This window comes from Streptomyces johnsoniae (assembly GCF_031845565.1).
Lineage (GTDB): Bacteria > Actinomycetota > Actinomycetes > Streptomycetales > Streptomycetaceae > Streptomyces > Streptomyces johnsoniae.
Genome location: NZ_JAVREV010000059.1, coordinates 1 through 614, shown reverse-complemented (window position 1 = coordinate 614; position 614 = coordinate 1). Strand labels below are relative to the sequence as shown.

1 protein-coding gene is annotated in these 614 nt (G+C 74.1%); it reads right to left on the bottom strand.

The genetic code is table 11. The features are described 5' to 3' along the window. Positions 1–598: ketoacyl-synthetase C-terminal extension domain-containing protein (locus tag RM779_RS33250; protein ID WP_311621530.1), on the bottom strand; the 598-nt coding region annotated here is incomplete at its 3' end. Positions 599–614 lie beyond the last annotated feature (16 nt).

Here is a 614-nt window from a genome sequence, read left to right as displayed (position 1 = left end):
CCAAACGCCCCTCCAACTCACCCGCCACCTCATCAAACGCCCCCGCGAACACCCCCGACACCCCATACAACCCCAACCCCATCCCCACCCGCTGCGACCCCTGCCCCGTAAACAAAAACGCCGTCTTACCCGCGGCGCGCGAGCCGCGCACGACCTGGGGCGCCGAGTCGCCGGAGGCCAGGGCCCGCAGTCCTCTCAGCAGGGTGTCCCGGTCCCGGCCCACGACCGCGCCGCCGTGTTCGAGCACGGCCCGGCCGGTGGCCAGGCCGAGGGCCACGTCGTGCGGGTCGAGCGCGGGCTCGTTCTCCAGGTGGGTCAGCAGCCGCGCGGCCTGGCCGCGGAGCGCCGCCGGGGTCCTGCCGGACAGCACCCAGGGCACCGCGGGGAGCGGGGCGGGAACGGCCGGCCGCGGACGCCCCACGGGCCCGGCGGACTCGGTGGGTGATGCGTCGGCTTCTTCGGGTGCCGGCTCCCGGGACTCGTCGAATTCTTCGATGATGACGTGCGCGTTCGTGCCGCTGATCCCGAACGACGACACACCCGCCCGCCGCACCCGCCCCACCCGCGGCCACTCCCGAGCCTCCCGCAACAACTCCACCCCACCAGAACCCCAA